This is a genomic window from Pseudomonas sp. LBUM1672, from assembly GCF_059695655.1.
Genome location: NZ_CP166781.1, coordinates 6,310,323 through 6,331,857, shown reverse-complemented (window position 1 = coordinate 6,331,857; position 21,535 = coordinate 6,310,323). Strand labels below are relative to the sequence as shown.

At 60.4% G+C, this 21,535-nt stretch carries 18 protein-coding genes; 11 read left to right on the top strand and 7 right to left on the bottom strand.

Going from position 1 to position 21,535, the window contains the following annotated elements; translation table 11 throughout:
- Positions 1–10: 10 nt before the first annotated feature.
- From ACA053_RS29020 to aspA, 5 genes are all read right to left on the bottom strand, one after another.
- Positions 11–1,042 carry a histone deacetylase family protein gene (locus tag ACA053_RS29020; RefSeq protein ID WP_497394237.1) on the bottom strand — a complete coding sequence of 344 codons (1,032 nt, stop codon included), beginning with the start codon at positions 1,040–1,042 and terminating at the stop codon, positions 11–13.
- A 298-nt stretch (positions 1,043–1,340) separates the two neighbouring features.
- A complete protein-coding gene (locus ACA053_RS29015) occupies positions 1,341–2,339 on the bottom strand; it encodes an AraC family transcriptional regulator (RefSeq protein ID WP_497314576.1) in 999 nt (332 codons plus the stop codon).
- Positions 2,340–2,561: 222 nt separating this feature from the next.
- Positions 2,562–3,566 (bottom strand): asparaginase, encoded by a 1,005-nt coding sequence (locus ACA053_RS29010; RefSeq protein WP_497394235.1) that lies wholly within the window; start codon positions 3,564–3,566, stop codon positions 2,562–2,564.
- A gap of 139 nt (positions 3,567–3,705) precedes the next feature.
- Positions 3,706–5,157 carry an alanine/glycine:cation symporter family protein gene (locus tag ACA053_RS29005; protein WP_497314573.1) on the bottom strand — a complete coding sequence of 484 codons (1,452 nt, stop codon included), beginning with the start codon at positions 5,155–5,157 and terminating at the stop codon, positions 3,706–3,708.
- 525 nt (positions 5,158–5,682) lie between these two features.
- Positions 5,683–7,107: an aspartate ammonia-lyase gene (gene aspA, locus ACA053_RS29000; protein WP_109626817.1), complete on the bottom strand. Its 1,425-nt coding sequence runs from the start codon at positions 7,105–7,107 to the stop codon at positions 5,683–5,685.
- Between the two features lie 180 nt (positions 7,108–7,287).
- Between aspA and ACA053_RS28995 the strand changes: the two genes are divergently transcribed.
- The 5 genes from ACA053_RS28995 to ACA053_RS28975 all read left to right on the top strand — a co-directional run bounded on the left by ACA053_RS28995 (position 7,288) and on the right by ACA053_RS28975 (position 11,102).
- Positions 7,288–8,205, top strand: coding sequence for a LysR substrate-binding domain-containing protein (locus ACA053_RS28995; protein ID WP_109626815.1), 918 nt, complete (start codon positions 7,288–7,290; stop codon positions 8,203–8,205).
- Positions 8,206–8,536: 331 nt separating this feature from the next.
- Entirely contained in the window at positions 8,537–9,028 is a 492-nt protein-coding gene (gene purE, locus ACA053_RS28990) for a 5-(carboxyamino)imidazole ribonucleotide mutase (RefSeq protein ID WP_008150032.1), read from the top strand.
- 11 nt (positions 9,029–9,039) lie between these two features.
- Positions 9,040–10,122 carry a 5-(carboxyamino)imidazole ribonucleotide synthase gene (locus tag ACA053_RS28985; RefSeq protein ID WP_497314568.1) on the top strand — a complete coding sequence of 361 codons (1,083 nt, stop codon included), beginning with the start codon at positions 9,040–9,042 and terminating at the stop codon, positions 10,120–10,122.
- Between the two features lie 110 nt (positions 10,123–10,232).
- Positions 10,233–10,478 (top strand): GlsB/YeaQ/YmgE family stress response membrane protein, encoded by a 246-nt coding sequence (locus tag ACA053_RS28980; RefSeq protein ID WP_010465333.1) that lies wholly within the window; start codon positions 10,233–10,235, stop codon positions 10,476–10,478.
- A gap of 87 nt (positions 10,479–10,565) precedes the next feature.
- On the top strand, positions 10,566–11,102 hold the full coding sequence (locus ACA053_RS28975; RefSeq protein WP_497394234.1) for a DUF3299 domain-containing protein: 537 nt from the start codon (positions 10,566–10,568) through the stop codon (positions 11,100–11,102).
- Between the two features lie 125 nt (positions 11,103–11,227).
- Here the strand turns inward: ACA053_RS28975 and ACA053_RS28970 are convergent, their stop codons facing one another.
- Together ACA053_RS28970 and ACA053_RS28965 are read right to left on the bottom strand one after the other, a co-directional pair.
- On the bottom strand, positions 11,228–12,127 hold the full coding sequence (locus tag ACA053_RS28970) for a D-hexose-6-phosphate mutarotase (RefSeq protein ID WP_497394233.1): 900 nt from the start codon (positions 12,125–12,127) through the stop codon (positions 11,228–11,230).
- Positions 12,128–12,184: 57 nt separating this feature from the next.
- Positions 12,185–12,589, bottom strand: a complete 405-nt coding sequence (locus tag ACA053_RS28965) for an acyl-CoA thioesterase (RefSeq protein ID WP_007896491.1) — start codon at positions 12,587–12,589, stop codon at positions 12,185–12,187.
- 382 nt (positions 12,590–12,971) lie between these two features.
- Between ACA053_RS28965 and ACA053_RS28960 the strand changes: the two genes are divergently transcribed.
- The 6 genes from ACA053_RS28960 (at position 12,972) to phoU (ending at position 21,461) form a co-directional block, all read left to right on the top strand.
- Positions 12,972–14,270: an MFS transporter gene (locus ACA053_RS28960; RefSeq protein WP_497394232.1), complete on the top strand. Its 1,299-nt coding sequence runs from the start codon at positions 12,972–12,974 to the stop codon at positions 14,268–14,270.
- A 232-nt stretch (positions 14,271–14,502) separates the two neighbouring features.
- A complete protein-coding gene (locus ACA053_RS28955) occupies positions 14,503–15,504 on the top strand; it encodes a phosphate ABC transporter substrate-binding protein PstS family protein (RefSeq protein ID WP_109626806.1) in 1,002 nt (333 codons plus the stop codon).
- 440 nt (positions 15,505–15,944) lie between these two features.
- The gene (locus tag ACA053_RS28950; protein ID WP_178082331.1) at positions 15,945–17,978 is read left to right on the top strand and encodes an ABC transporter permease subunit; all 2,034 of its coding nucleotides are present in this window, start codon (positions 15,945–15,947) and stop codon (positions 17,976–17,978) included.
- A 15-nt stretch (positions 17,979–17,993) separates the two neighbouring features.
- Positions 17,994–19,664 carry a phosphate ABC transporter permease PstA gene (pstA, locus tag ACA053_RS28945; RefSeq protein WP_109626802.1) on the top strand — a complete coding sequence of 557 codons (1,671 nt, stop codon included), beginning with the start codon at positions 17,994–17,996 and terminating at the stop codon, positions 19,662–19,664.
- Between the two features lie 130 nt (positions 19,665–19,794).
- Positions 19,795–20,628 (top strand): phosphate ABC transporter ATP-binding protein PstB, encoded by an 834-nt coding sequence (gene pstB, locus ACA053_RS28940; RefSeq protein WP_010465315.1) that lies wholly within the window; start codon positions 19,795–19,797, stop codon positions 20,626–20,628.
- A 71-nt stretch (positions 20,629–20,699) separates the two neighbouring features.
- The gene (gene phoU, locus ACA053_RS28935; protein WP_008150055.1) at positions 20,700–21,461 is read left to right on the top strand and encodes a phosphate signaling complex protein PhoU; all 762 of its coding nucleotides are present in this window, start codon (positions 20,700–20,702) and stop codon (positions 21,459–21,461) included.
- The last annotated feature ends 74 nt before the right edge of the window (positions 21,462–21,535 follow it).

Genomic DNA, 21,535 nt, shown 5'->3' with positions numbered 1-21,535 from the left:
TTCTAATTCCTCATTGGGCGCTTTCAAAACCTTCGAGAACGTTCACGGCATTGATGCCGATTTCTTCGACCGCGTAACCGCCTTCCATCACGAACAGCGTCGGTTTGCCGAGCTTCGCGATGCGCTCGCCCATGGCCAGGTAATCCGGGCTGTCGAGCTTGAATTGAGAGATCGGATCGTCCTTGAACGTGTCGACGCCCAGGGACACGACAACGATGTCCGCGCCGTATTGCTCGATCTCTTTGCAGGCTTGTTCCAGCGCTGCACTCCAGCTGTCCCAGCCGCTGCCGGCCGGCAAAGGGTAGTTGAAGTTGAAGCCTTCGCCGGCCCCTTCGCCGAGTTCGTCTTCATAGCCGAGGAAGAACGGAAACTCGGCTTCCGGATGGCCGTGAATCGAGGTGAACAGCACGTCGCTGCGTTCGTAGAAAATCGATTGGGTGCCGTTGCCGTGGTGGTAGTCGACGTCGAGGATCGCGACCTTTTTGTGGCCCTGATCGAGGAAGGCCTGAGCGGCAATGGCGGCGTTGTTGAGGTAGCAATAACCGCCCATCAAGTCGCTGGCGGCATGGTGTCCCGGTGGACGGCACAGCGCGAAAGCACTGCGGGCGCCGCGCTGGATCGCAGCTTGTGCGGTGAGGGCCACTTGCGCTGCGCTGTACGCCGCTTGCCAGGTGCCGGCGGTGATCGGTGCGCCGCCGTCGAAGCTGTAATAGCCGAGCTGGCCGTGCAGGCTGGTGGGGATAATCCGACGCAGGGTGCGGGCCGGCCAGGTGTAGGGCAGCAAGTCGCCGTCGGTGTTGAATTCGGTCCAGCGTGCCCAGGCGCCTTTGAAGAAGTCGAGGTAGGCGCGGCTGTGGATGCGCGCGATCGGGTCCAGGCCAAAATCCTGCGGCGCTTCGACCGGGCCGAGGTTCTGCGTTTGCACCCGTTGCAGCACATGGTCGGCACGTGAGGGCATTTCGAAGCAGGGCATCAATTGCCCGTCCATCAATTCACAACGGCCGTGGTGCAGGTGGTGATCGTCCGAGTAGATCGTCAGCATTTCTTGTTCTCCGCAGGCTGATTCGGTTGAACACAGTCTTGTGGGACGCGGCGTTTGAGAGAACGGCAGGAAAGGCCAAAAGGGGATTTATGTGGCCAAAAGATTTGACCGAAATTCGCCCCTTATTGGCGCGGGCGCGCCCCGGGTCAGAGCATGGAATGCAGATCTTGTGGCGAGGGGATTTATCCCCGTCGGGCTGCGTAGCGGCTCCGGCATTCCAAGGTTAAACCGTGTCTACGACTGCTTCGCAGCCGAACGGGGATAAATCCCCTCGCCACAGGGCTCTCTCTCACAAGGGTTATCGGTGTGGTCGGAACTGGCTTGGCGCCACGCCGCTCCAGCGCACGAACGCATGGCGAAAACTCGCGGTTTCGCTAAAGCCCAGCGCCTCGGCGATCCGGTAGATCGGCAGCTGATCCTCACAAAGCATCTGCTTGGCCTGATCGAAGCGCAGTTCGTCGAGCAATTCCTGATAGCTGCACCCCAGATCCTTGAGGTGGCGACGTAAGGTGCGCGCCGAACAATTCATCTGTAACGCCAAACCTTCCAGCCCCGGCGCCGCATTCAGTTGCGCGCGGAGCAACTGCCGAATCCGCCCCAGCCACGCCTGACGTCCGGTGAATTCGGTGTTCTGCTTGCGGCAGCGTTCGACCATCGCCTGATGAGTTATCACATCGGCGAGCGGCAAGGGTTGGTCGAGCCAACGCTTGTCAAAGGCGAAGGCGTTGTCCCGCGCCTCAAAGTGCAGCGGGCAATTGAAGTGTTCGGCGTAGGTCGCCTGATAGTCCGGTGCCGCATGTTCCAGGCGAGCTGCAAGTAAGGGCAGCGGATGCCCGAGCAGGTCATCGCAAATGACTTTCAACGACACCAGACAGAACTCGGCGTTGAACACCGCCAGCGCCGGGTTCTCTCGATAATCGGCAGCCACGAACCACACACGCTCGCCATCGTCTTCCAGGCTCAACTCGAAAAGTGTTCCCAACAGCGCCGGATAACGCATCGCCAGGCGCAAAGCGTCACCGAAGGTGGCACTGGTGAGCAGCGCATAACCGAGCATGCCGTAGGACGAAACGTGCATCCGCCGCCCAAGCTCCAGGCCGATATCACGCTTGAGTGCGACGGCGTTGGCGCAGACCTGCATCTCCTGGTTGGTGGTGATGCGCGTGTCCGCCCGGCTCAGATCCGCCGCACTGATGCCGCTTCCCGCCAGCAGCGCTTCGCTGGACAAGCCTTCGGCCTTGAAGGTGTTGAGCACCAGGGAGACGGCGTTGAGGGTGGTGAGGTGGGAGTGGAGCATGGGATGTTCCAGCCTTGGGATGCTGGAACGGCAGCAAGTTATGTGCCCAGTGAGTGACGACCATTACCTGTGGCGAGGGAGCTTGCTCCCGCTCGGGCGCGCAGCGGCCGCAATCCGGCTGACGCAACATTCCTGAACATATTCCGTCGTCGATTTCAGGAGTGCTTCGCACTCCAGCGGGAGCAAGCTCCCTCGCCACAGGGTTTGTGTCCGGCCTCAAGGTCAGCTGAGTTCACCGCAAAGGTCGAGCTCGACCAGGCGCCGCACTTCGGCGGTGTCCAGCCCGGCACCCAGCAACCCATGCAACTTGCCGAACGCCGCTTCACGGGTCATGCCGCCGCCCGAAAGCACGCCAACGCCGCGCAACCGGCTACCGGCCTCGTAGACATCCAGCTCAACGCCACCTTCATGGCATTGGGTGACGGCGACAACAACCACACCTTTGTCCCGCGCCCGCTCCAGAGCGGCCAGAAACTCAGGGTTGTCACTCGGCCCGGTGCCGCTGCCGTAGCACTCCAGCACCAGGCCTTGGATGCCGCTGTTCAGCACGCCATCCAGTTGCTCGGCGCCGATGCCTGGAAACAACGGCAACACCGCGACTTTCGCCAACTGCTTGCGCTGGTTGTAGTTCAATTGAGCCGGCAGCGAAGTGGCTTTCACACCACCGCCCTGACGCTCCAGCCGCTTGAACGGGTGCCGACCAAAACTGCGGACTTTCGCGCAACGGGTCGGGTCGAGCCGTTCGCCGTGGAAGTACAGATGAACGCCCGGAGCCTGGCCGTGGCCCAGAGCAACCAGTGCACCACTGAGGTTTTCCCAGGCATCGCTGTCGGTCACGCCCGCCGGCAGCATCGAGCCGGTGAACACCACGCGGGCATTCAGCCCGAGCAATTGAAAACTCATCGCGGCGGCGCTGTAGGCGAGGGTATCGGTGCCATGCAGGATCAATACGCTGTCGCAGCCCTGGACATCAACGGCGTCGACCACCGCTTCACGCAGTTGCTGCCAGTACGCCGGGCTCATGTTGGCACTGTCGATCAGCGGCGACATCTCGCGAAAGCGCCACTGCGGCACCACGAGTTCAGGCTGACTGTGCAGGTATTCGCGCATCCGCGCTTCGAAACCGGACGCCGGAGCCAGGCCATTGGCGCTGGCCTGCATACCGATGGTGCCACCGGTGTAGAGCACCATGACGTGCTGGGCGGCAGGAAAGGAATTGGGAACCATGGGGAAGCCTCCGCAAGAGATGACATGTGGGAGCGAGCCTGCTCGCGATGGCGGTATGTTAGACACTAATGTGTCAACTGACAGTCCGTCATCGCCAGCAGGCTGGCTCCCACAGGTTTGTGCACCCTTCGTTTAACGATCAGCGTTGCGCTGCGGGTACGCCTTGCGGCTCGGCTTCAGCCTTTGGAGCAGCCGCTGGCGGATTGGCTGGCCAGGCTTTCAGGTCCAGATCCAGATCCGGGAACTTGCTCGAGTCGAACACTGGCGTCTTGATCCCGGCAGCACGCTGGTCATCGTAGTCACGCAGGATGCGCATGCCGACTTTGAACAGCAGGAACAGTGCGATCAGGTTCACGAACGCGAGCAAGGTCATGGTGATGTCGGCGAAGGCGAACACCGTGCCGAGGTTTTCGATCGCACCCCAGAAGATCAACGCCAGTACCAGCGCGCGATAGCCGATCAGCGCCTTGCGGTTTTCACCGATCATGAAGCGCAGGTTGCTCTCGCCCAAGTAGTAGTTGTAGAGGATCGAGGTAAACACGAACAACGACAGGGCTACGGAAATGAAACTGCGGCCCCAGTCACCAACCACGGCGGCCAGCGAGTTCTGGGTCAGAGCAATGCCGTCGCCTTCGAAGCCCGGGGTGTAGAAGCCCGACAGCAGGATCAGCAACGCGGTGCAGGTGCAGATCACGAAGGTGTCGAGGAACACGCTGAACGCCTGGACCACGCCTTGTGCCACCGGGTGCTCGACCGAGGCGACTGCGGCCACGTTCGGCGCACTGCCCAGGCCCGCTTCGTTGGCGAACACGCCACGCTTCACGCCCATGACGATGGCGCTGCCGATCAGGCCGCCGAAGGCTTGATCCAGACCGAAGGCGCTTTTGACGATGGTCATCAGCATCGCTGGAACGTGGTCGAATTGCAGCACGATCACGTAGATGGTCACGCCGATGTACACCAGGGTTTTCACTGGCACCAGCAGGTCAGCGACCTTGGCGATGCGCTTGATCCCGCCGATGAACACCAGGCCCAGCAACACCGCCAGTGCCAGGCCCGTGTAGGTGGTGTCAAGGCCGAAGGCGTTGTTCAGCGAGTGAGTCACGGCGTGGGCTTGCAGGCCGTTGAAGGCGAAGCCGAAGGTCACCAGCAGCAGGAACGCCATGACCATACCCAGCCAGCGCTTCTGCAGGCCGTGCTGGATGTAGTAGGACGGGCCGCCACGGTAGGTGCCGTCGGCATCCGTACGTTTGTAGAGCTGACCAAGGGAACATTCGAAGAAGCTGCTGGACATGCCGACCAGTGCGGTCACCCACATCCAGAACACTGCACCCGGGCCACCCAGGGTCACGGCGATACCGACACCGGCGATGTTACCCGCGCCGACACGGCCGGCAAGGCTGAGCATCAGGGCCTGGAACGAACTGAGTTGCCCGGCGCTGCTTTTCAGGCTGTCGCGGAACACCGCGAACATGTGGAAGAAGTGGCGCAATTGAACGAAACGCGAGCGGATCGTGAAGTAGCTACCGAGCCCGACAATGAGCACGATCAGTACTTTCCCTGAGAGGAAGTCGTTAATGACTTCGAGCATGGATTATTCCTCGCTGTTTTTTGTTTAGGCAAATGCTGGGCAGGTAGAAACATCGCGTTACACCGGAGTGCACATGGCACAACAGTGAGGCGTGTGTTCGTCCCGGGCCCATATCGCAGGTTTGTTATTAGTTCGGGTTTCGCATGGGTTTGGGCCTCGTTACCGACGACCGCTCACGCGAAGAGGGGCGGCACTATACCTAGGAGAGTGCCGTCCGTCTGCACGGTTGTGGTGCAAGCGACGAAACGAAGCCTTGAAACACCTGACCCTTTGGAGGTCCGGTTCTTGTGGGAGCGGGCTTGCCCGCGATGCAGTCACCGCGGTTTTTCAGGTACGCCGCGTTATCGTTCATCGCGGGCAAGCCCGCTCCCACAGGTTCTGCGTGTTGCTCAAAGAGTTAAAAAAAAGGGCTTGGGGAATAAATCCCCAAGCCCTCAAAAGGTGAGAGGTGTCTAGTCCCTCGACCTGGTGAGCGTGGCCCTTGGTGCTCTTCGTTAAAGGAGCAAGAGCCGATGTTGCGTCTGGTTATGCCTTCAAAGGCACCAGACGCGGAGCAATCATGTTTTCCGGGCGCAGGATGTCGGCGAGCATTTCATCGTCGAGCAAGCCTTCTTCGCGCACCAGTTCCAGCACGCCGCGGCCGCTTTCCAGCGCGATACGGGCGATGCGGGTAGCGTTTTCATAGCCGATATACGGGTTCAGCGCGGTGACCAGGCCGATCGAGTGCTCGACCAGTTCACGGCAGCGCTCTTCGTTGGCGGTGATGCCGACGATGCAGTGCTCGCGCAGCATGTCCATGGCGCGTTGCAGCAGGCGGATCGAGTCGAAGATCTTGAACGCGATCAGCGGCTCCATCACGTTCAGTTGCAACTGGCCGCCTTCAGCCGCGATGGTCAGGGCCAAGTCGTTGCCGATGATCTGGAACGCCACCTGGTTAACCGCTTCCGGGATGACCGGGTTGACCTTGCCTGGCATGATCGAGCTGCCTGGCTGACGCGCCGGCAGGTTGATTTCGTTGATGCCGGTGCGTGGGCCGCTGGACAGCAGGCGCAGGTCGTTGCAGATCTTCGACAGCTTCACCGCGGTACGCTTGAGCATGCCGGAGAACAGAACGAAGGCGCCCATGTCGGAGGTGGCTTCGATCAGGTCGGCCGCCGGAACCAGCGGTTGACCGCTGATCAGGGCCAGACGCTCAACGGCCAGGTGCTGGTAGCGCGGGTCGGCGTTGATGCCGGTGCCGATCGCGGTGCCGCCCAGGTTCACTTCGGTCAGCAGCTCAGGCGCCAGGGTCTTCAGACGCGCCAGGTCTTCGCTAAGGGTGGTGGCGAAAGCGCGGAATTCCTGGCCCAGGGTCATCGGCACGGCGTCTTGCAGCTGGGTACGACCCATCTTCAGGACGTGGCTGAATTCAACACCCTTGGCAGCAAACGACTGGATCAGGCTGTCGAGGCTGGCCAGCAGCGCGTCGTGACCCAGCAGCAGACCCAGACGGATCGCGGTCGGGTAGGCGTCGTTGGTCGACTGCGCCATGTTCACGTCGTTGTTCGGGTGCAGGTATTGGTATTCGCCCTTCTGGTGACCCATGGCCTCCAGCGCGATGTTGGCGATGACTTCGTTGGCATTCATGTTGGTCGAAGTGCCAGCGCCGCCTTGAATCATGTCCACCACGAACTCTTCGTGGAAATCGCCGCGGATCAGACGTGCACAGGCTTCGCTGATGGCAGCGTGCTTGGCTTCGCTCAGGTGACCCAACTCGCGGTTGGCGTCAGCGGCGGCCTGTTTGACCATCGCCAGACCGACAACCAGCTTCGGGTAATGCGAAATCGGAACGCCGGAGAGACGGAAGTTGTTCACCGCTCGCAGGGTCTGGATGCCGTAATACGCTTGAGCAGGTACTTCGAGTACGCCAAGCAGGTCTTTTTCTGTGCGGAAAGATGCAGCGGAGGACATGATAGAAATCATCTCGATAAGGACCCGGTCTGTGCCGGAACGCTGCAAATGCTAGGCTTGTGGAGAATTTTCGGCCAATGCTGTTAAACACTAGCCTATGCACATTCGGCATAATGCCCATGTGACGCCGCGTGTGCGGCGAGCGTGTGACCTAATTTGGTGCGTGTCTGGGAGGACGTGATGAATCTGGAAAGTAAATGGCTCGAGGACTTCAGCGCCCTGGCCGCGACACGTAGCTTCTCCCAGGCTGCGGAACGACGCTTCGTGACTCAGCCGGCTTTCAGCCGCCGGATCCGCAGCCTTGAAGCCGCGCTGGGGCTGACGCTGGTCAATCGCTCACGCACGCCTGTCGAACTGACGGCGGCGGGGCAGTTGTTTCTGGTGACCGCGCGGACCGTGGTCGAACAGCTCGGCGAAGTACTGCGCCACCTTCATCATCTGGAAGGCGGGCAGGGTGAAGTGATGCAAGTGGCGGCCGCTCACTCCCTGGCATTGGGCTTTTTTCCGCGCTGGATCGCGCAATTGCGTAATGAAGGTTTGAACATCGCCACGCGGTTGGTGGCGACTAACGTCGGCGATGCAGTGCATGCGCTGCGAGAAGGCGGTTGCGACTTGATGCTCGCGTTCTATGACCCGGACGCAGCCTTGCAGATGGACCCGGAAATCTTCCCGTCGCTGCACCTCGGCGACACCGAAATGCTCCCTGTCTGCGCAGCGGATGCCGATGGCAAGCCGTTGTTTGATCTGGAGGGCGAGGGCAGTGTGCCGCTGCTGGCCTATAGCGCGGGTGCGTTTCTCGGGCGTTCGGTGAACATGCTGCTGCGTCAGCGTGCGCTGCGCTTCACCACCATCTATGAGACCGCCATGGCCGACAGCTTGAAAAGCATGGCGCTGGAGGGGTTGGGGATTGCGTGGGTGCCGCAATTGAGTGTGCGCGCCGAGCTGGCGCGCGGTGAGCTGGTGGTGTGCGGCGGCCCGCAATGGCATGTGCCGCTGGAGATTCGTCTGTATCGCTGCGCGCTGGTGCGCAAGGCGAATGTGCGGTTGTTGTGGCGCAAGCTGGAAGGCGGCGCGGCCCAAGGCACAACCGGTTCCTGAGACCCCTGACGATCAAATGTGGGAGCGGGCTTGCTCGCGAATGCGGTGGGTCAGACAACATTGATATCGACTGACCCACCGCTTTCGCCAGCAAGCCCGCTCCCACGAGGGATTGGGGGTGTAATTGACTGACCTTCAAGTCAATAAAACCGGCACTTTGCGCCGTATGACGGATGGTCGTTTCAGGGGCTGTTTATCTGCTTCATTAAGGTATACTGCGCGGCCTTCGGCCGGTTCGCCCGGCCATAATTCGTACAATCAAGCCACGCATTTTGCGTGGCTTGTTGTTTTTTGACGCGCCTGCGGGCGCCCAGAGAGAAGAGGCACGACGATGAGTGCACTGGTTGGCGTGATCATGGGCTCCAAGTCCGATTGGTCCACCCTTAGCCACACCGCCGATATGCTGGAAAAGCTCGGCATCCCTTACGAGGTGAAAGTGGTCTCCGCCCACCGCACCCCGGACCTGCTGTTCCAGTACGCCGAAGAGGCCGAGGCGCGTGGCATCGAGGTGATCATCGCCGGTGCCGGTGGCGCGGCCCACTTGCCTGGCATGTGTGCGGCCAAGACCCACCTGCCGGTGCTGGGCGTTCCGGTGCAGTCGTCGATGCTTTCGGGCGTCGATTCGCTGCTCTCGATCGTGCAGATGCCTGCGGGCATCCCGGTTGCCACCCTGGCCATCGGCAAGGCCGGCGCGATCAACGCTGCCCTGCTGTCGGCGAGTATCCTCGGCGCCAAGCACCCGCAATTCCACGCGGTGCTGAAAAAATTCCGTGCTGAGCAGACAGACAGCGTCCTGGAAAATCCAGACCCACGCATCGCCTGAGGTTGTTGACGATGAAGATCGGTGTAATCGGTGGCGGCCAGTTGGGTCGCATGTTGGCGTTGGCGGGCACCCCGCTGGGCATGAACTTCGCTTTCCTGGACCCGGCGCCGGATGCTTGCGCAGCTGCGTTGGGCGAACACCTGCGGGCCGATTACGGCGATCAGGACCACCTGCGCCAGCTGGCCGATGAAGTCGATCTGGTGACTTTCGAGTTCGAAAGCGTCCCGGCCGAAACCGTGGCGTTCCTGTCGCAATTCGTCCCGGTCTACCCGAGCGCCGAAGCCCTGCGCATTGCCCGTGATCGCTGGTTCGAGAAGAGCATGTTCAAGGACCTGGGAATTCCCACCCCGGCGTTCGCCGATATTCAATCGCAAGCCGATCTGGACGCCGCTGTCGCTTCCATCGGTCTGCCGGCCGTGTTGAAAACCCGCACCCTGGGTTACGACGGCAAGGGCCAGAAAGTCCTGCGCAAACCGGAAGATGTGGTCGGCACCTTCGCCGAACTGGGCAGCGTGGCCTGCCTGCTGGAAGGCTTCGTGCCGTTTACCGGTGAAGTCTCGCTGATCGCCGTGCGTGCTCGCGATGGTGAAACCAGGTTCTACCCACTGGTTCACAACACCCACGACAGCGGCATCCTCAAGCTGTCCGTGGCCAGCACCAACCACCCGCTGCAGGCTTTGGCCGAAGACTACTCCAGCCGCGTGCTCAAGCAGTTGAATTACGTCGGCGTGATGGCGTTCGAGTTCTTCGAAGTCGACGGTGGCCTCAAGGCCAACGAAATCGCCCCGCGCGTGCACAACTCCGGGCACTGGACCACCGAAGGCGCCGAGTGCAGCCAGTTCGAAAACCACTTGCGAGCCGTTGCCGGTCTGCCGCTGGGTTCGACGGCCAAGGTCGGCGAGAGCGCAATGCTCAACTTCATCGGTAAAGTGCCGGACACCGAGAAAGTCCTGGCCATCGCCGATTGCCATCTGCACCACTATGGCAAGGCGTTCAAGGTCGGCCGCAAGGTCGGTCACGCCAACCTGCGTTGTGCAAACCGCGAAACACTGGCCGCGCAGATCCTCAAGGTCGAAGCGCTCATCGCCGAATAAACAGTTTCATGTGGCAGCGGCGGAACCATTCAAGGTCCGCCGTTCTCTCATGGCAGGATGCGAAAGTCTGACTAGGCTTTCGCATAGCCACTTACTCAGAGGGAAATGTCATGGGAATTATCGGAACCATCTTTATCGGCTTGATCGTCGGCCTGCTGGCCCGGTTCCTGAAACCGGGCGATGACAGCATGGGCTGGATCATGACTATCCTGCTCGGTATCGGCGGTTCGCTGGCGGCCACTTATGGCGGCCAGGCTCTGGGCATCTATCACGCGGGCGAAGGTGCAGGCTTCATCGGTGCGCTGGTCGGCGCGGTGGTGTTGCTGGTGATCTACGGTTTGATCAGAAAGAACTGATTCAAGCGACGAAGTCCTCTCCGCGCCGCAGGCGGGGAGGGCTAGAATGCTCGGCGTTACACCGTCCTTTCCTTACCGAGCACCTCCATGCGCCGTCTTTTTTTGACTCTCCTCCTTTTGGGCAGCGGTTTGGCCCATGCCGGCGAACTGCCGGAAACCGACTGGCTCGAGCTGATGCCCAAGTCTGATCAGAAAGCCCTCGAGGCCATGCCCGAAATCGACCATAGCTCCCCCGAAGGCGATGGTACCTTTACCGAAAAAGGTGGCATGAAGCAGAGCAAAGGCTTGCCGGCGGTGATGTATTCGACCAAAACCGTGCCGTCGATGAACGACAAGAACATCCGCATCGGGGGTTATCCGGTGCCGCTGGAGTCCGACGCCAAGGGGCGCAGTACGCTGTTCTTCCTCGTGCCGTATCCGGGCGCCTGCATCCACGTGCCGCCACCGCCGCCTAACCAGTTGGTGCTGGTGCGTTACCCGAAAGGTTTGAAGCTGGATGATATCTACACGCCGCTGTGGGTGACGGGCACGTTGAAGATCGAGAAGGTCAACAATGATCTGGCTGATGCTGCGTATGCGCTGGATGCGGCGAAGGTGCGGGTGGTGCAGGAGTCCGATCTCTAACAGCCACTCGAAATAACTGTGGGAGCCAGCCTGCTGGCGATAGCGGTGTGTCAGATACTTTCAAGTTGACTGACACGACGCCATCGCCAGCAGGCTGGCTCCCACATTTCGTATTGCGGTAGGGCTTAGAGCGGTTTTGCGCCGACGCTGACACCCAAGGTATGGCTCGCACCCGGCGCCAAAGTCACCACATCATCCATCACATTCGCCGTCTCGATGCACAGCATCTTCTGCCAGCCATCGTCGGCCATGTCGCTGAACGCGGCCGCGCGTTCTATCCACGGATTCCAGATCACTGCCGAGCGCGAGCCACAGCTGGTCAGCTCGATACGCCGTTCCCAAGTCGGGTCGATAATGCTCAGCTTCGCCGGGGTATTGAGGTAGATGCGGTCGGTTTCGCCAGTGAAACGCAAATCGCCGCTCTGAGTGACGGTTTTCCAGTCCTCCAGCGTCTCGATGTAGCTCAAGCCATCCAGCCCCTCAACGTGCACATTGCGCACATCACTGACCGCGAAGTAACTGTGCAGCGCCTGGCTGATGGTGACTTTATCCGTGCCCTGGTTGTGGCTGGTCAGACTGATGTGCAGTTGATCATCCAGACGAATGCTCAGTTTGAGATCCACCTGATGCGGCCAGCCCGGAAAGCCGCCTTCGGGGTAGGGCAGGAGAAACTCAACCTTAAGGCTTTCACCCTCGGCTTCGATACCACCCAGTTCCCAATCCATCGCCCGGACAAAACCGTGGGCGGTCGGCGGTTCGTTGCTGACGCGCATCGCCTGGACGCTCTGCGGGTTGCGCGGGAAATTGCCGAACCACGGCCAGCACACCGGCACGCCGGCGCGGATGCTTTTGCCGGTCTTGAACACGGCCTCGTCGTTCAGCCAGATCACCGGCGGTTGGCCGGCCACTTGATAACTGAGGATGTGCGCGCCTTGCTGGGCGACCAGCAATTCGGCCTGACCGTGGCGGATGCGCCAGCAGTTCAGTTCATCCAGTTTCACGGCTTCAACGTTGGGCGTGCTCATGGTGCAACTCTCGATCAGGAACAATGACTGCAATGGACCGCAGAAAGGCCGCAGTGTTTAACGCGCGCGTGGCGGAACCGAGCGGGTACGGCCGCTGCCATCGATCGCGACAAACACAAACACGGCTTCAGTCACTTTACGCCACTCGCTGGACAGCGGATCGTCACTCCAGACTTCGACCATCATCTGAATCGAGCTGCGGCCGATTTCCAGTGCCTGGGTATAGAAAGAGAGCTGAGCGCCCACCGCTACCGGAACCAGGAACGCCATGCGATCGATCGCAACGGTGGCCACGCGTCCGCCAGCGACTTTGCTGGCCATTGCGGTGCCGGCCAAATCCATCTGTGCCACCAGCCAGCCGCCGAAAATATCGCCGAAGCCGTTGGTTTCACGCGGAAGCGCGGTGATTTGCAGGGCCAGGTCGCCTTGCGGGATTGGATCTTCTTGTTCGAGCTCTATCATGCCGGGGGTGCCTCTGACCCGTGACTCATCGTAGGTGTAGCGGGTGAATAGCCGTCTCAAGGAAAAACGATTCAGCCCGAACATACTACGTTCGTCACGTTTTTCGTAAGGCGCCTAAAGGGAAACTCTGCGAAAGCGACTGAACCACGCAATGACCTTGCCTGACAGCCAGCGCGTTTTCGCACAGCAACCCCTTACAAATGCCGCAATGCAGCGAGTATATCGATCGGTAGACTCCGAGACGACCGTCCGGTTCTCATTTTGACCGTCAAATACGCACCTCTATGTGCTTTTTCGAACAATTTGCTATCGTGCCGGACCTGCCCAAGCCTCAGCCAGCGTTGTTGGGGTTGCAGATCCGACTATAAGAGAAGCCCTTGCCATGACCACAGCGCCCTCTAGCATCGCGCAGCCGACCCAGCCCGCACGCCCGTTGACCCGTAGCGACTACAAGACGTTATCGCTGTCTGCCTTGGGCGGTGCGCTGGAGTTCTACGACTTCATCATCTTCGTGTTCTTCGCCACGGTGGTGGGCAAACTGTTCTTCCCGGCGGACATGCCCGAGTGGCTGCGCCTGATGCAGACGTTCGGCATCTTCGCCGCCGGCTACCTCGCTCGTCCGTTGGGCGGCATTGTCATGGCGCACTTCGGCGATCTGTTGGGTCGCAAGAAGATGTTCACCCTGAGCATCTTCATGATGGCGGTACCGACCCTGATCATGGGCCTGCTGCCGACCTATGCGCAGATCGGCATGTGGGCGCCGATCCTGTTGCTGTTGATGCGGGTGATTCAAGGCGCGGCGATTGGCGGTGAAGTGCCGGGCGCGTGGGTATTCGTTTCCGAACACGTGCCTGCGCGTCATATCGGTTATGCCTGCGGCACCCTGACGAGCGGTCTGACGGCTGGCATCCTCTTGGGTTCATTGGTCGCCACCGCGATCAACAGCTTTTACACCCCGGCTGAAGTGTCCGATTACGCCTGGCGGATCCCGTTCCTGTTGGGCGGCGTGTTCGGTTTGTTCTCGGTCTACTTGCGCCGCTGGTTGCACGAGACCCCGGTGTTCGCCGAGCTGCAATTGCGCAAGGCTCTGGCCGAAGAAGTGCCGCTGCGCGCGGTGCTGCGTGACCATCGCGGTGCGATTCTGATTTCCATGCTGCTGACCTGGCTGCTGTCCGCCGCCATCGTGGTGTTGATCCTGATGACGCCAACCGTGTTGCAGACGGTGTACCACTTCTCGCCCACCACGGCGCTGCAAGCCAATAGCCTGGCAATCGTGTTCCTGAGCTTTGGCTGCATCATTGCCGGCGCACTGTCTGACCGGTTCGGCGCAGGGCGGGTCTTCGTGTTCGGCTGTGCGGCGCTGTTGCTCAGTTCCTGGACCTTCTATCACAGCCTGGCCGCGCATCCCGACTGGCTGTTCCCGCTGTATGCCCTGACTGGCCTTCTGGTCGGCACCATCGGCGCCGTGCCCTACGTGATGGTCAAAGCTTTCCCGCCCGTGGTGCGCTTCAGTGGTCTGTCGTTTTCTTACAACGTCGCCTACGCCATCTTTGGCGGCCTGACGCCGATGATCGTCAGCCTCTTGCTCAAGGAAAGTCCGATGGGGCCGTCGTATTACGTGGCGATTCTTTGCGGTGTCGGGATTCTGGTGGGTGCTTATCTTTGGAAGAAGGGGCGCTGATCCCGAAATTGTGTGTAGCTGAACCGGCCCCAATCGCCAGCAGGCTAGCTCCCACATTGAAATGCATTCCAATGTGGGAGCTAGCCTGCTGGCGATTGGGGCGCATGAATCATCCTGTAAAAACCCGAATGCTGGCCTTTCATCCAATTGTCATATTTCAGCCATAGAGTGTTCACACGGCCTGCTGATACTTGGCCCCGACTTAACACACCCTATCTGCTAGGAGTAAGGCATGAAACTGAAGCGTTTGATGGCGGCAATGACTTTTGTCGCTGCTGGCGTTGCGACTGCCAACGCGGTTGCCGCTGTTGACCCTGCTATCCCGAGCTACACCAAGACCACTGGTGTGTCGGGCAACCTGTCCAGCGTCGGCTCCGATACCTTAGCCAACCTCATGACCCTGTGGGCTGAGAACTACAAAAAAGAATACCCGAACGTCAACATCCAGATTCAGGCCGCCGGTTCCTCGACCGCGCCACCTGCGCTGACTGAAGGCACCGCTAACCTGGGCCCGATGAGCCGCAAGATGAAGGACAACGAGCTGCAAGCCTTCGAAACCAAATACGGCTACAAGCCAACCGCTATCCCGGTTGCCGTGGATGCCCTGGCAGTGTTCGTGCACAAGGACAACCCGATCCAGCATATGACCATGGAACAGGTCGACGCGATCTTCTCGTCCACTCGTCTGTGCGGCGCCAAAGCCGACGTGAAAACCTGGGGCGACCTGGGTGTGACCGGCGACCTGGCCAACAAGCCGGTTCAACTGTTCGGTCGTAACTCGGTATCCGGCACCTACGGCTACTTCAAAGAAGAAGCCCTGTGCAAAGGCGACTACAAGCCAAATGTCAACGAACAACCAGGTTCGGCTTCGGTCGTGCAGTCGATCAGCTCTTCGCTGAACGGTGTTGGTTACTCGGGTATCGGCTACAAAACCGCTAGCGTGAAAACGGTGGCCCTGGCCAAGAAAGGCAGCACCGAGTTCATCGAAGACAGCGAAGAAAACGCCCTGAACGGCAAGTACCCGCTGTCGCGTTTCCTCTACGTTTACGTCAACAAAGCCCCGAACAAGCCTCTGGCCCCGCTGGAAGCCGAGTTCGTGAAACTGATTCTGTCCAAACAGGGTCAGGAAGTTGTAGTGAAAGACGGTTACATCCCACTGCCGGCCAAGGTTGCTGCCAAAGCACTGGCTGACCTGGGTCTGCAGGAAGGCGGCGCTGAAGTCGCAAAAAAGTAAAACCCTGAGCCCGGGGTAATCCCCGGGTTCAATGTGGGATCGGGCTTGTGGTGAGGGGGTAAATCCCCTCGCCACAGCCCGCTCCCACATACCCCCAAATTTCCGGTCCACTGCCAGTTCCCGCTGCCGGTGGATTTGTTGCGTCACTGCATTGTCATCTTTCTGTCATACAGGATCGCTAGGGTGTGCGCATGAATGATCTGGCCAATTCCACCATGACTACTAATCCCCCCAAGCGAATTGATTTCAATACGCCTGAGCTGCAACGCAAGCGCCGCATCCGCGCGCTCAAGGATCGCCTGACCCGCTGGTACGTTCTCGTGGGCGGCCTCGCCGTTCTCGGCGCGATCACGCTGATCTTTTTCTTCCTCGCCTACGTCGTCGCGCCGCTGTTCCAGGGTGCCGACTTGACCGCCAAGGACGCCATCACGCCTGCCTGGATGCAAGACGCCGGCAAGCCGCTGATGATCTCCCTGGAAGAGCAGAACCAGGTCGCCATGCGGGTTTCCGACAAGGGCCAGGCGTTGTTCTTCGACATCGACAGTGGCGCCGAACTCAAGCGCGTCGATCTGCCGATTCCGGCCGGCACTACCGTCACCTCCATCGGTGAAGACCAGCCCGGTCACCCATTGGTGGCGGTCGGCTTGTCCAACGGTCAGGCGCTGGTGTTCCGTCATACGTATAAAGTCAGCTACCCGGATGGCAAGAAAACCATCTCGCCAGCGGTCGAATACCCGTACGGCGAAACCCCGATTGCGCTGAACGAAGCGGGCGGTGCGCTGGAACACGTCAGCCTCAACGCCACCGACACCACTCTGATGCTGGTCGGCTCCACCGGTTCGCAACTCAATGTGCTCTCGCTGACCAGCGAAGAAAACATGATGACCGGCGAAGTGACCAACGAGCAGAAGCGTATCGATCTGCCGCAGATGACCGAACCGGTGAAGAACATCTTCGTCGACCCGCGTCAGCAATGGCTGTACGTGATCAACGGGCGCGCCCAGGCCGACGTGTTCAGCCTGCGCGACAAGAGCCTCAACGGTCGCTACAAACTGCTTGAAAACGGCGATGCCGAAATCACTGCCAGTACTCAATTGGTGGGCGGCATCTCGCTGATCCTCGGCGACTCCAAAGGTGGCCTGGCCCAGTGGTTCATGGCCCGTGACCCGGATGGCGAGTTGCGCCTGAAACAGATCCGCACCTTCCAGATGGGCACCACGCCGATCGTTGAAATCTCCGCCGAAGAACGTCGCAAAGGCTTCATCGCCCTCGACGCCTCCGGCAAGCTCGGCGTGTTCCACAGCACTGCCCACCGCACCTTGCTGGTGGATCAGGTGGTCGAAGGCCAAGGCATCTTCGGCCTGTCGCCACGGGCCAACCGCGTGATCGTCGAAGCGGGCGGCAAGATTCAACCGTTGCTGCTCGACAACCCGCACCCGGAAGTGTCGTGGAGCGCGCTGTGGAGCAAGGTCTGGTACGAGAACTACGACGAGCCTAAATACGTCTGGCAATCGACCGCCGCCAACACTGACTTCGAACCCAAGCTGAGTCTGTCGCCACTGACCTTCGGCACCTTGAAAGCCGCGTTCTACGCCATGCTGCTGGCCGCGCCTCTGGCCGTCGCTGCGGCGATCTACACCGCGTATTTCATGGCTCCGGGCATGCGCCGCAAGGTCAAGCCGGTGATCGAGTTGATGGAAGCGATGCCGACGGTGATCCTCGGTTTCTTCGCCGGCCTGTTCCTCGCACCTTATGTCGAAGGGCATTTGCCGGGCATTTTCAGCCTGCTGATGCTGCTGCCGATCGGCATTCTGGTGGCGGGTTTCGTCTTCAGTCGCCTGCCTGAGTCTATCCGTCTGAAAGTGCCGGACGGCTGGGAAAGCGCGATCCTGATTCCGGTGATCCTGTTTGTGGGCTGGCTCTCGCTGTACATGAGCCCTTACATGGAAACCTGGTTCTTCGGCGGCGACATGCGCATGTGGATCTCCCACGACCTGGGCATCACCTACGACCAGCGCAACGCTCTGGTGGTCGGTCTGGCCATGGGCTTCGCGGTGATCCCGAACATCTACTCCATCGCCGAAGACGCCGTGTTCAGTGTGCCTCGCGGCCTGACCCTCGGTTCCCTGGCCCTCGGCGCTACGCCGTGGCAGACCATGACCCGCGTGGTGATCCTCACCGCCAGCCCGGGCATCTTCTCGGCACTGATGATCGGCATGGGCCGTGCGGTCGGTGAAACGATGATCGTGCTGATGGCCACCGGTAACACCCCGGTCATGGAAATGAACCTGTTCGAAGGTCTGCGAACGCTGGCCGCCAACGTCGCGGTGGAAATGCCCGAATCGGAAGTCGGCGGCAGCCACTACCGCGTGCTGTTCCTCTCGGCGCTGGTGCTGTTGCTGTTCACCTTCGTCATGAACACCCTCGCAGAACTGATTCGTCAGCGTCTGCGCAAGAAATACTCGTCGCTTTAAGAAAGGTAGAAGTCTGTGAAACAGAACTCCCTGAATGGATGGTTCAAGAGCGGCGCCCCAGGCGTCTGGATCAGCGGTGGCGCGGTGTCCATCGCGGTCATCATGACCATTGGCTTGCTGGCGGTGATTGCCGTGCGCGGTCTGGGCCACTTCTGGCCGGCAGACCTGGTGCACGCCAGTTACGACGTGCCGGGCCAGGCCAACCACCTCGTCATCGGCGAAGTGGTGCAGAAAGAAGAAGTGCCGCGCGAGCGCCTGAAAAGCGCTGGCCTGCCGGTGCCCGATCAGGGTCCGGAGTTCATGACCCGCGAGCTGATCAAGGTCGGCAACCGTGACTTGAACGGTAACGACTTCACCTGGATCGTCGGCGAGTGGCTGACTAACCAGAAGACCCCGCCAGAACTCATGGCCATCGAGCGTCGCGAGTGGGGCAACTTCTACGGCTACCTGGTCAACGTCAAACAGGAAGGCAAGGTCATCGCGGAAGGCGAAGCCGCATGGCCGGAATTGCAGGAGCGTGTCGCGCGCGTGAACCAGCTCGCGGCGCAGCTCAAGACCCTGGAAAAGGTCGACATCGGCGCGATCAACGCCGGTCTCGAACGCGTGCGTCTGCACGGTCGCAAACTGGAACTGGCGGGCAAGCTCGATGCCACCGCGCAAGCGGACATGGAATCCGAGCGCGCCGAGCTGAACGCGCGGTATCAGGACATTGAGGCGCGCCTGAACGACCTGCACGCCCAGTTCAACCGCGACAGCCTGACGGCCCGCGATGCGAACGGCAAAGAGATCGTGATCGACATCGGCAAAGTGGTTCGCGCCTATCAGCCGAACGCCATGGGCACCTTTACCAAGATCGGCTTCTACTTCAGCAAGGTCTGGGAATTCCTCAGCGATGATCCGCGTGAGGCGAACACCGAAGGCGGGATCTTCCCGGCGATTTTCGGCACCGTGATGATGACCCTGATCATGGCGATGATCGTGACGCCATTCGGCGTACTGGCGGCAGTTTACCTGCGTGAATACGCCAAGCAGAACGCACTGACCCGGATTATCCGTATCGCGGTGAACAACCTGGCGGGCGTTCCGGCCATCGTTTACGGCGTGTTCGGTCTGGGCTTCTTCGTTTATGTACTCGGTGGCTCGGTTGACCGCTTGTTCTTCCCTGAAGCATTGCCGGCACCGACCTTCGGTACGCCGGGCCTGCTCTGGGCGTCCCTGACCCTGGCGCTGCTGGCAGTGCCGGTGGTGATCGTGGCCACCGAAGAAGGCCTGGCGCGGATTCCTCGCACCGTGCGTGAAGGCTCGTTGGCCCTCGGCGCGACCAAGGCTGAAACCTTGTGGAAGATCGTGCTGCCGATGGCCAGCCCGGCGATGATGACCGGGATGATCCTCGCCGTGGCGCGCGCCGCCGGTGAAGTGGCGCCGCTGATGCTGGTGGGTGTGGTGAAACTGGCGCCGTCGCTGCCACTGGATGGCAACTACCCGTACCTTCACCTGGACCAGAAGATCATGCACTTGGGTTTCCACATCTATGACGTCGGCTTCCAGAGCCCGAACGTCGAAGCCGCACGACCGCTGGTGTACGCCACGGCGCTGCTGCTGGTGCTGGTGATCGCCACGTTGAACTTGTCGGCGGTCTACATCCGGAACCACCTGCGCGAGAAATACAAAGCGCTGGATAGCTGATTTCTTATGTGGGAGCCAGCCTGCTGGCGATGGCATCACCGCGGTTTACAGACTGACCGCGTTGCCTGAATCGCCAGCAGGCTGGCTCCCACAAAAACCGAACCGAATTTGTTAGCACAGGGAGCCTCCCATGCAGCACGAAGCACATACCCACGGCATCAACATGTCTGCCCTGGGCCGCGACAAACAGAGCCTGAGCCTTGAACAGGAAACCGTGGCCATCGAAGTGCCGGGCCTGAACCTGTTCTACGGCGACAAACAAGCGCTGTACGACGTCAGCCTGAACATCCCGAAACAGCGCGTGACCGCCTTCATCGGTCCGTCCGGCTGCGGCAAGTCCACGCTACTGCGTACCTTCAACCGCATGAACGACCTGGTCGACGGCTGCCGCGTAGAAGGTGAAATCAACCTGTACGGCCACAACATCTACCGCAAGGGCGAAGACGTGGCCGAGCTGCGTCGTCGCGTCGGCATGGTGTTCCAGAAGCCGAACCCGTTCCCGAAAACCATTTACGAGAACGTGGTTTACGGCCTGCGCATCCAGGGCATCAACAAGAAGCGCGTCCTCGACGAAGCGGTCGAGTGGGCGTTGAAAGGCGCGGCGCTGTGGGACGAAGTCAAAGACCGTCTGCACGAGTCGGCACTCGGCCTGTCCGGTGGTCAGCAGCAACGTCTGGTGATCGCCCGCACCATCGCCGTAGAGCCGGAAGTGCTGCTGCTCGACGAACCGTGCTCGGCACTCGACCCGATCTCGACGTTGAAAGTAGAAGAACTGATCTACGAATTGAAATCGAAATTCACCATCGTCATCGTGACCCACAACATGCAACAGGCCGCGCGGGTTTCCGATTACACGGCGTTCATGTACATGGGCAAACTGGTGGAATTCGGTGACACCGATACCCTGTTCACCAATCCGGCCAAGAAGCAGACCGAGGACTACATCACCGGTCGATACGGCTAGGACGCTGTAGTTGCTCACTGAACTGACGCTGCGGTCCACCGCACCTTACCGGACGCTCCAAGGACGCCAACATGATTAGTAAAGAAGGCCTTACCCATCACATCTCCGCGCAGTTCAACGCTGAGCTGGAGGAAGTTCGCAGCCACCTCCTGGCCATGGGCGGTCTGGTGGAAAAGCAGGTCAATGACGCGGTGACCGCGCTGATCGAGGCCGACTCCGGCCTGGCCCAGCAGGTTCGCGAGATCGACGACCAGATCAACCAGATGGAACGCAACATCGACGAAGAATGCCTGCGCATTCTGGCCCGCCGTCAGCCGGCCGCATCCGACTTGCGTCTGATCATCAGCATTTCCAAGTCGGTGATCGACCTGGAGCGCATCGGAGACGAAGCAACCAAGATCGCCCGCCGCGCCATTCAGCTGTGCGAAGAAGGCGAGGCGCCGCGCGGTTACGTCGAGGTTCGCCACATCGGTGACCAGGTGCGCAACATGGTCCGCGATGCGCTGGACGCCTTTGCCCGTTTCGACGCCGACCTGGCGTTGTCGGTGGCTCAGTACGACAAGATCATCGACCGCGAATACAAGACCGCGCTGCGTGAGCTGGCGACCTACATGATGGAAGACCCGCGCTCTATCTCGCGGGTCTTGAGCATTATCTGGGTGCTGCGTTCGCTTGAGCGGATCGGCGACCACGCGCGCAATATCTCGGAACTGGTGATTTACCTGGTGCGCGGCACGGACGTGCGTCACCTGGGCCTCAAGCGCATGAAAGAAGAAGTTGAAGGCACAAGTGGCGAAACCGCTAATGTTCCGGGCAAAGCTGACGATAAGTAAGACTGCCCAAGAAAAACGCCCGGTCCTTTGGCCGGGCGTTTTTTTGTGTGGTTTTCGACTTCAACAGCAGCACC

Coding starts and splice junctions, on each gene's coding strand:
- aspA (WP_109626817.1), bottom strand. CDS start 7,107: ATGTCCTCCGCTGCATCTTTCCGCACAGAAAAAGACCTGCTTGGCGTA.
- ACA053_RS28965 (WP_007896491.1), bottom strand. CDS start 12,589: ATGATAGAGCTCGAACAAGAAGATCCAATCCCGCAAGGCGACCTGGCC.
- ACA053_RS28995 (WP_109626815.1), top strand. CDS start 7,288: ATGAATCTGGAAAGTAAATGGCTCGAGGACTTCAGCGCCCTGGCCGCG.
- ACA053_RS29005 (WP_497314573.1), bottom strand. CDS start 5,157: ATGCTCGAAGTCATTAACGACTTCCTCTCAGGGAAAGTACTGATCGTG.
- ACA053_RS29015 (WP_497314576.1), bottom strand. CDS start 2,339: ATGCTCCACTCCCACCTCACCACCCTCAACGCCGTCTCCCTGGTGCTC.
- ACA053_RS29020 (WP_497394237.1), bottom strand. CDS start 1,042: ATGCTGACGATCTACTCGGACGATCACCACCTGCACCACGGCCGTTGT.
- ACA053_RS28980 (WP_010465333.1), top strand. CDS start 10,233: ATGGGAATTATCGGAACCATCTTTATCGGCTTGATCGTCGGCCTGCTG.
- ACA053_RS28955 (WP_109626806.1), top strand. CDS start 14,503: ATGAAACTGAAGCGTTTGATGGCGGCAATGACTTTTGTCGCTGCTGGC.
- pstB (WP_010465315.1), top strand. CDS start 19,795: ATGCAGCACGAAGCACATACCCACGGCATCAACATGTCTGCCCTGGGC.
- phoU (WP_008150055.1), top strand. CDS start 20,700: ATGATTAGTAAAGAAGGCCTTACCCATCACATCTCCGCGCAGTTCAAC.
- ACA053_RS28985 (WP_497314568.1), top strand. CDS start 9,040: ATGAAGATCGGTGTAATCGGTGGCGGCCAGTTGGGTCGCATGTTGGCG.
- ACA053_RS28960 (WP_497394232.1), top strand. CDS start 12,972: ATGACCACAGCGCCCTCTAGCATCGCGCAGCCGACCCAGCCCGCACGC.
- ACA053_RS28975 (WP_497394234.1), top strand. CDS start 10,566: ATGCGCCGTCTTTTTTTGACTCTCCTCCTTTTGGGCAGCGGTTTGGCC.
- ACA053_RS28970 (WP_497394233.1), bottom strand. CDS start 12,127: ATGAGCACGCCCAACGTTGAAGCCGTGAAACTGGATGAACTGAACTGC.
- purE (WP_008150032.1), top strand. CDS start 8,537: ATGAGTGCACTGGTTGGCGTGATCATGGGCTCCAAGTCCGATTGGTCC.
- ACA053_RS28950 (WP_178082331.1), top strand. CDS start 15,945: ATGCAAGACGCCGGCAAGCCGCTGATGATCTCCCTGGAAGAGCAGAAC.
- ACA053_RS29010 (WP_497394235.1), bottom strand. CDS start 3,566: ATGGTTCCCAATTCCTTTCCTGCCGCCCAGCACGTCATGGTGCTCTAC.